Consider the following 8,699-nt stretch of genomic DNA (forward strand, 5'->3'; position numbering starts at 1 on the left):
CGCGGACTTCAACAACGCGTACGTGATGCCGGACGTCTCCAGCATCCCCCAGCAGATGGTGATGCCGTCCCATATGACGCTGGAGCTCTTCGCCCTGTTGGGCTTCGGCCCGTCCGAGCTGGGTGAGGTGGGCTGCCACGAGTCCGTCCACTACGTGCAGATGCAGCAGACGGACGGCCTGTGGTTCGGCCTCAACGCCCTCACCGGCGGCCTCTTCCAGCCCAACCTCTTCACCGAATCCTGGTTCCTCGAGGGGCTCGCCACCTACTACGAGGGGCGGCTCGGCAAGCAGTGGGGGCGCCCGCACAGCCCCGTATGGAGCGGCTTCTTCGAGGCCGCCACCCAGCGGCTCGAGGGGGACTTCCACCCCGGCTACCTCTCTCCCGAGCACCGGCGCATGGAGCCCTTCGGCGGCAACTACCTCACCGGCAGCTACTTCGTGGCGTGGCTGGCGACCCGGTACGGCGAGGACAAGCTGTGGCAACTGGTGGATGAGCAGGGCGAGTCCATCCTGTCCCCGCTCGGGGTGACGCTGCGCTTCAAGCGCGTCTACGGCCTCACCCTCGGCGGGCTCTTCGACGAGTTCTCCAAGGACCTCTCCAAGCAACTGGAGCGGCGCCAGCGCCCGGCGAACCAGCAGGTGCTCGCCCCGGAGGTGGGCAACTTCGCCCGGCTCGCGGCCTCACCAGCGGACGGCGCCATCGCCACCGTGTCCGCGGGCCGTGAGGAAGTGCCGAGCCTCACCGTGCGCGAGCGCGACGGCTCCGTCCGCTTCCACCGCTCCCTCACCCAGTTCTTCCCGGGCCGCCGGTGGATCGCCACCCACCCCACGGTGATGAGTGGCCTGTCCTTCACCGCCGACGGGAGTTCCCTCTTCCTCCTCGCCTCGGACGTCGACAGCCTGGGCAGCTACCTCGCCCGGGTGTGGCGGGTGGATGCGCGTACCGGCGAGGTGGTGAACACCTGGGAGGGCCTCGAGGGCATGGGCGGCGGCGTCTCCCCGGATGGCGGTGCCTATGTCTTCCTTCACATCGAAGGGGACACCGCCAACCTCCACCGCTTGGACCTCTCCACTGGCGAGCGCACGCCACTCACGCGCTTCGAGGGACGCACGTCGCTTGGGCCGCCCTCGGTGGCCGCCGATGGACGCATCGTCTTCGCCCAGATGACGGAGCGGGGCTGGAACCTCGCGCTTCGGGAGACGGACGGTACCCTCCGCTCGCTCACCGACGACACGCACTTCAACTATGCCCCGCGCTGGCTGGACGCGAACCGCCTCGTCTTCGTGCGCGAGCACCAGGGCCGTTGGCAGGCGCACCTCCTCGACGTGGCCGGCGGCGAGCCGACCCGCATCACCGATGCCCCCCACCTGGTGATGGACGTGGCCCCGCTCGGTGACTCCGACGTCGTCTTCCTCAACCGCGAGGGTTTCGACTTCTCGCTGGATCGCGCCCCCATCGCCCCGGTGGCCGCTACCCAGGCCGTGGCCGAGGCCGAGTCCTCCCCGGTCGCGTCCGCTCCCTTCCTGGGACGCGAGCTGGACATCCTCTCCGACGAGCCCTACTCGCCGATGGAGCACTTCTTCCTTCCCGAGTTCCGCCTCCCGTACATCTACGCGCTGCCGGAGGGAGACGGCGACAGGTTGGACTGGACCCTCTACGGCGGCGCGGCCCTCGCGGGACAGGACCGGCTGGGCTTCCACCAGTACGCGCTGCTGGTGCAGCTCGACTCCAAGACGAGAGACCCGAGCATCTCCTTCTCCTACGGCAACGCCCTGCCCGCCCCCTGGTATGTGCAGCTGTCCGCGGAGCGCACCCTGCTGAACGACCGGCGCGACCTGCAGGCCTCGCTGTCCATGTCCCGCTCCTTCTGGACGACGCCCGTGTCCTTCGGCCTGCTCGCGATGCGCCGCGACTGGCTCTCCACCTCCACCCTCCCCGGTGTGCGCACCTCGCTCCTCGGGCCCGAGGCCGCCATCTCCTACTTCGCCGGGGAGAGCACCGCCTACGGGGGCACGCAGCGCGGCCTCGGTCTCTCACTGGCCGCTGGCGTGTACCCCCTCGCCTTCGACGACACCCAGCCCTTCGGCGACGTGCGCGCCACGGTGGACGCGTACGTGCCGGGGCTTCCCCTGCTCCAGCGCGACAACCTCCAGCTCTCCGCCCTCGGCCGCTTCCTGCCCAACGGGCCCGAGGGACTCCTCCAGGTGGGTGGCGTCCAGCTCGGCACGCCCGTGTTCCAACGCCGCCAGGGCCCCGAGGACACGCGCGACCTGCCGCGGAGCCTCCAGCCGGGGACCACCTTCTCCGAGTACCTGCGCGGCTACGAGGACTACGCCCTCAGCGCGCGCAACGTCCTCATTGGAAATGTGCGCTACCGCTACCGCTTCGTCATCGACCACGGCTGGACGTCCTTCTTCTGGCTCTTCCCCTCCTTCTTCATCAGCCAGGTGGAGCTGGAGGCCTTCGGCAGTTGGGCGCGCACGGACTTGAGGAACGACCACCGGGCCGCGGGCGGCGCGCTCTTCCTGCGCACCACCTTCGGGCAGTCCGCCTCGGTGTCGCTTTTCTATCAGTACGCCCGGCGCTTCGATGATGGCCTGGGAGACCTCCACCTGGTGGGCATCGGCCTGTAGGGCTCGGCGGGTCCTCTTCCATCCACCAGTCAACAGGGCCCGGCATTTCGAGGCATTCCGTGAATCTCGGAATGTGCTCGATCCCTTGCATCTCCCGGAGGGCGACAGCAGGTTGGTCCCACCCTGTTGGAGGACCCCGCGCATGAGAACGAATACCAGCCCCGCTCCAGCCACCGTGCTGGTGTTGGACGATGAGCCGTCCCTGCGCACCCTGCTCGGCTTCATCGTCCAGCGCGTGGGAGCCATCCCCATCGAGGCACCGGACGCCGCCACCGCGCGTCAGCTCGCCACGAAGCACACCTTCGCCTGTGCGCTCCTGGACAAGAACATGCCGGGCGAGAGCGGCCTGGAGTTCCTCAAGTGGCTGCGGGTGACCCAGCCCGGGTGCAACGCCATCGTCGTCACGGCCTACGGCAACATGGACAGCGCCGTGGAGGCCCTGCGTCTGGGCGCCTTCGACTTCCTGCTCAAGCCCTTCGAGGTGGACGCCCTGGAGCACCGCATCAAGCTGGCCCTGGAGCAGTGGCAGATGCGCCAGGAGCGCGAGCGCATGCAGGCCATGCTGGTGCAGGCCGACCGGCTCGCCTCGCTGGGCGTGCTGGCCGCCGGGGTCGTGCACGAGGTGAACACGCCCCTGGCCTACATCCTCTCCAACCTGGACTGGCTCGACGAGGAGCTGCCCTCGCTGGGCAAGGCGCTCGAGCGCCACGGTCGCCGCGAGGGGCCGGCCGCGGAGCTGGGCTCCTTCGCCGAGCGGCTCAAGGCGGTGGAGTCCACCCTGCGCGACATCCGCGAGGGCGCCGAGCGCGTGCGCCACATCGCCCGCGACGTGAAGGCCTTCGCCCGGGACTCGGACGACGAGAGCGTGCTGGTGGATCCGCGCGAGGTGCTCGACGCGGCCCTGAAGATGGCGCTGGTGCACATCCGCTACCGGGCGCGCGTGGTGCGCGACTACCAGGACGTGCCGCTGGTGCTGGCCAACGAGGCCCGTCTGGCCCAGGTCTTCCTCAACCTGGTGGTCAACGCGGCCCAGGCCATCCCCGAGGACGGGAAGGATCATGAAATCCGCGTCCGGCTGTGGACGGGCCCCAACGGCGAGGCGTGCGCCGAGGTGACCGACACCGGCACGGGCATCGCGCCCGAGCACATGGCGCACCTCTTCGAGCCCTTCTTCACCACCAAGCCCGCGGGCGAGGGCACGGGGCTGGGCCTCTTCATCTGCAAGTCCATCGTCGACAGCTTCGAGGGCAACCTGTCCGTGGAGAGCTGCCCGGGCAAGGGCACCACGTTCCGCCTGGAGCTGCCCCCGCACGTGCGCGCCGCCCGCGCCCCGGAGCAACTGAGCGCCGTGGCCTCGTGAGGTAGCGGCCCCGGTTGGCGCTCAGAACCCGTCGGGGGCCCCCTCGGGCCGCTGCACACGCACGAGGGACGATTCGACGGGCAGGGCCACCACCGTGACGCCCCTGGACTGCTCCACGCCGCGGGCTCCCGCGCGGAAGGTACAGGGGCCCTCGGCCACGCCCATGAGCCGTCCACGGAAGACGACACTCCCCCCCGCTGGAATGTCCGCGCTCGCCGGCTCCGGCCCCATGATGAGCGTCACCCCGCCGGTCCCCGAGGAGCCCATGGCCTCGGGCCTCACCCCGCGCACCGGATGGCCACCCGGGTTCGTCACCTCCAGCGCGATGTCGAACGTCTTCCCCAGGTCGACCCGCTCGGGCACGGGGAAGAAGCGTGCCGTCAGGCTGCCAGGGGTCGGGCGGATCTCCAGTCGCCCCACGTCCACGCCCGACATCCGCAACTCCAGCCCCAGCTCCTGCTCGTTCCCCACCGCCTCCACCGAGAAGCCCACCTCTCCGGGCGCCGTGGCCAAGAGCTCCCACGCGAAGGCCACGCTCCCGCCCGGGATGATGTTGGCTGGCGTTGGCTCCGAGAGGCGCTCCACCCGCCCCTCGCCCAGCGCGCTCAGCACCGGCACGACGCCGAGCGCGGCCGTGCTCCCCACGTTCTCCACCGTCAGCAGCAGCCGCACCCGCGCCCCCACCTCCACCCGCGTCAGCGCCAACGCTCCACGGCCCTGGAGTAGCGCCAACGGCCGCTCCGAGGCGAACCAGGCCCTCGGCAGCTCCACGTGTCGGCCCAGGGGCCCCACCACCGCCAGCGTGTGCCAGCCGGGCGCGAGCCCCTCGGGCACCCGGGCGCGCAGCGTGTGCGTATCCTCCAGGGTGACGTCCTCGAGCGCCACCTCGCCCAGGAAGGCCTGGAAGCGCGCGTCCACCGACACCGGCTCCTGTCCACCGATGTGCTGAGTGGCGAGCGCCCGGAAGTTCTCTCCCTCGATGACCACGGCCACGGGCCCGGAGTTCAGCCCCCAGCCCGGCACCATGCGCAGGGGTCGGGGATCATACTCGGCGCCCGGCTCCCGGGCACAGGCGAGCCCGAGGACGCAGAGGGACAGCAGCACGCGCGGCCAGGGCCAACCACGGTCAGAAGAGCTCAAGGCGGTACCCCAGGTGCAGGCCTCCGCCGCGCAGCGCGCCGCGCAGCACGTGGAGGCCCGGATCGTCGAACCAGCAGAAACGCGCCTCGAGGAAGGGCAGCCCCGGTCCGAACGGGATGCCAGCGCCCACCATCGCCTGCGCTCCGAGCACCCACGCGGCCTCCTCCAGCGCGGGCCCCCCGGCCAGTCGCGAACGACCGCGCACCCGGGTCACCGACGGGCCCGCCGCCACCCAACCCTGGAACCTCTTGCCCGGCGGGGTGCGCCAGGCCAGGGCCAGGGAGACGTCCAGCCACTCGCCGTACCCCGTGAAGCCGGGCACCGTGGCCCCTCCCGCGCGCGAGGCACGCAGGTAGCTGGTGTCGAGCATCACTCCCAGGTCCGGTAACGGGCGCGCCGGCCACAGCTCCAGCCGGACTCCCGCGGACGGAGCCACCACGTCCGCCAGGTTCGTCACCAGGCCCAGGCGCGGCGCCACCATCAGCATCGGGCGCCGGTACAGCAGCGAGACGGAGCCACGCCCGCTCACCTTCCCCACCCGCACCTCCAGCTCGGAGGAGTGATCCACGAACGTCACGGGCGGCACGTACCGCAGCTGATAGATGCCCGCCTGCCGGGACAGGATCGTGCTCGGCGGCGCTCCCGGGGGAAAGGCCTCGGGCCAGGGCTCCGGCACCGGGTTGCCGAAGCGATCCGTTACCGAGATGCGCCAGAACGCCTCGGAGCGACCATCCGCCACGAGGAAGGGCCACAGGGGCTCCACCGTCACCCGCGCGGGTGCGGCGGCGCGGAGCGCCACGGTCCGGGTGAGCACCGGAGCGGAGTCGCCTTCCGCGAGCAGCCGCAGCTCGAGCCGCTCGCGCCCACCGAAGCTCGGCGTGAGTTGGAGCACCCCCGCGTATTCTCCCACCTGGCGCTCGGTGAGCGTCACCCCGCTCCCCAGGTTGGAGTCGAGCCGCAGGTCCACCCGCGCCGGATTGCCGACGGCGTCCCGCGCGGAGACCTGGACCGCCAGCCGGGTCTCCTCGGAGGCCACGAGCACCTCCCGATCCACCCGCATCTCGAAGCGACGTGCGGGACCGGGCACCGCCGACACCCGGGCGGTGAAGGACCACCGCCGCTCTCCCGGCACCGAGCCCTTCAGCTCCAGGGTTCCCGGGGCTCCCGGGGGCACGGTCCACCGCACCACGGACACGCCCGGACCCACCTCGGTCGGCGCGCCCACGGTGCCTCGCGAGGCGGAGAACGCGTAGGCCGGCGGGCGTTGCGTCCGCGCCTCCGGCGTCATGCCGTAGAGGCGGATGTCCACCGTCTCCTCGCGATCGGCCTGAAGCTCGCGGCGCTGCGCGACAGCATGGATGAACGGCTGCGGCGGCACGCCCAGGTCGATCCGCTTGCGCCCGAAGAAGGCCTCGTGCACACCGGGCGGCACCGCCACGGGGATGCGCGCCACCCCGTTGGCGTCCGCGGAGATGGGTCCGTAGTTCTTGCTGCCCACCTGGAGCGTGACGGGCGCTCCGGGGCGGGTGCGCACCTCGGCCTCGCCCTGGCCCCAGAGTGGGAGCTCCGTCCACCCATCAAGCACCACCCCCTGGGCTCCTTGAGCCAGGGCGGCGAGGATGACCACCACGGGAAGGTTCTGTCGGGGCGGCACGTAGGTGGCGCGGAAGATACCCGGCCCCACCCGCGTCAGCGGGCCCACCTCGCCGCGACTGGCGAACAGTTCGACCCCGGTGGCCGAAGGCTCCAGCTCGATGCGCACTTCCGTCTCGCGCTCCATTCCGAGCAACACGTGTCCCGGTACGCACTGGATGCGGATGCGCCCCTGAGAAGTCGCCTGGGCGGTCTCCGCTCCAGCGGCGCGGGCGGGCCACACGCCCACCAACAACCCCCAGAGCAGCAGCACGAGATGGGCCGGGCGCGAGCACATGGCGTCAGTCAGGGATTCCTCTCCCACCGGAACTTCACCGTTTCCAGCGCCTTGCGTGGGAGCCCGTCGCGCGCGCGAGGGCGACACGCCACCAGCGTCTCCCGCATGGCGCCACCAGGCTCCTTCGCCAGGATCCGCACCCGCGAGAGACCCTCCCGTTGGGGGACGTCCGCCTGGAAGGAGCCATCGCTGGAGACCTCTGCGGGCTCGCCCTCCACGAGCACCTCCGACCCCGGGCGTACCGTCCCCACGAGGGAGAGGCACAACGCCTCGTTGGAGGAGGCCCGCGTGGCGACCTTCAGCAGCACGTCCACCGGGATGGGCTCCGCGTCGAGCGGCTTCGCCCCCTTGAACACCAAGGACTGCTGCCCGGCGCCCACCTCGACGGTGGAGCCCGCGGACGACAAGCTCACCGAGCCGCCTCGCGTGGTCACCGCCACCCTCGCTCCATTGCGGAGCATGGTGAAGCGCGCCGAACGGGTCTCGGCCACGGTGCCGTTGTCACTCCGCACGCGCAGCACCCGGTCGTTCTCGGCCTGGTAGTCCACGTCGATGCGGCCTCGCGCCAGGTCGAAGGCGTGCACGGCGCGCGTCACCTCGCCCACCCGAACCTCGGACCGCTCCGGAATGGACAGACGCGAGGCGTCATTCCCCACCCGCAGGTCCGCCCGAGCCCCCGCGCCGGTGCGGACGGAGTCATCGGGGGCGAGCGCGTCACCCACCTGAAGCTCCACCCACGTCTCGCCCCGGGTCCGCTCCACCGCGCCCACCACCTCGACGACGGTGGCGCGCACGTCCGAGACCACCACCGGGGGCGGCCTCGACTCCACGGGGGACGCCACGAAGCGCTCGAAGACGAGCCACCCGCCCACGGCGAGCAGGAGCACCAGACCCAGCCCGAGCACCAACGCCCATCCCAATGAATCTCGCGAAGGAGGTGGCGTCACGACCGGCCCTCCCCGCTCCCCCACGCCATCCCTGTGTCGCGTACCGTTCGCATGGGGGACTCCTTCCTCACTCGAGGAACTCATGTGAGGTGTGCCTCCGCGCCGGCCGCGGGGAGGATGATGGTCACGGTGGTCCCCTGTCCCTCGGTGCTCTCCAGCCGGATGCGACCGTGGTGGGCCTCGATGATGCGGTGGGCCACCGACAGCCCCAGCCCCACCCGCCCCGGCTCGTCCTTGGTGGTGAAGAAGGGATCGAAGACGCGCTCGCGCAGCGACTCGGGAATGCCCTTGCCGGTGTCCTTCACCGACAGGCACACCGCGTCGCTCTCCACCGCCGAGAGCCCCACGGTGAGCGAGCCGCCCTCGGGCATCGCGGTGACGGCGTTCTGCAGCAGGTGGGCCACCACCTTCTGGAGCTGGTCCGCGTGTCCCAGCACCCGCGGCACCGACTCGGACAGCTCACACGTCAGCGACACCCCGCGCGCCTCGAGCTCCTCGCGCACCTCCTGGAGCGCCGCGCGCACCGGCTGGGCCAGCTCCAGTGGACGACCCGCCCCCTCGCGCTCCTGCTCCGCCATCTGCCGCAGCTCGCGGATGATGCGCGCCATGCGGCGGGCCTGCTCGAGCGCCATCCTCAGGCTCTGGCCCAGGGGCGAGGTGGCGGGCACCTCCTCGGAGGACAGCGAC

At 71.4% G+C, this 8,699-nt stretch carries 6 protein-coding genes; 2 read left to right on the top strand and 4 right to left on the bottom strand.

From position 1 onward, the window contains the following. A partial coding sequence (locus VF794_RS35730; RefSeq protein ID WP_331117598.1) for a hypothetical protein occupies nucleotides 1-2,635 on the top strand: 2,635 nt, incomplete at its 5' end. Nucleotides 2,636-2,777: 142 nt separating this feature from the next. Next, nucleotides 2,778-3,995 carry a sensor histidine kinase gene (locus tag VF794_RS35735; RefSeq protein WP_331117599.1) on the top strand — a complete coding sequence of 406 codons (1,218 nt, stop codon included), beginning with the start codon at nucleotides 2,778-2,780 and terminating at the stop codon, nucleotides 3,993-3,995. Between the two features lie 21 nt (nucleotides 3,996-4,016). On the opposite strand, the gene VF794_RS35740 is transcribed toward VF794_RS35735, so the two are convergent. From VF794_RS35740 to VF794_RS35755, 4 genes are all read right to left on the bottom strand, one after another. Continuing rightward, on the bottom strand, nucleotides 4,017-5,135 hold the full coding sequence (locus VF794_RS35740) for a hypothetical protein (protein WP_331117600.1): 1,119 nt from the start codon (nucleotides 5,133-5,135) through the stop codon (nucleotides 4,017-4,019). Beyond that, entirely contained in the window at nucleotides 5,122-7,092 is a 1,971-nt protein-coding gene (locus tag VF794_RS35745) for a hypothetical protein (protein WP_331117601.1), read from the bottom strand. Before VF794_RS35745 ends, VF794_RS35740 begins: the two co-directional genes overlap by 14 nt. Continuing rightward, a complete protein-coding gene (locus VF794_RS35750; protein WP_331117602.1) occupies nucleotides 7,074-8,012 on the bottom strand; it encodes a FecR domain-containing protein in 939 nt (312 codons plus the stop codon). The genes VF794_RS35745 and VF794_RS35750 overlap by 19 nt, the downstream gene beginning before the upstream one ends. Nucleotides 8,013-8,092: 80 nt before the next feature. After that, a partial coding sequence (locus VF794_RS35755; protein ID WP_331117603.1) for a sensor histidine kinase occupies nucleotides 8,093-8,699 on the bottom strand: 607 nt, incomplete at its 5' end.

The sequence above is a fragment of the Archangium sp. genome (assembly GCF_036389735.1).
Lineage (GTDB): Bacteria > Myxococcota > Myxococcia > Myxococcales > Myxococcaceae > Archangium.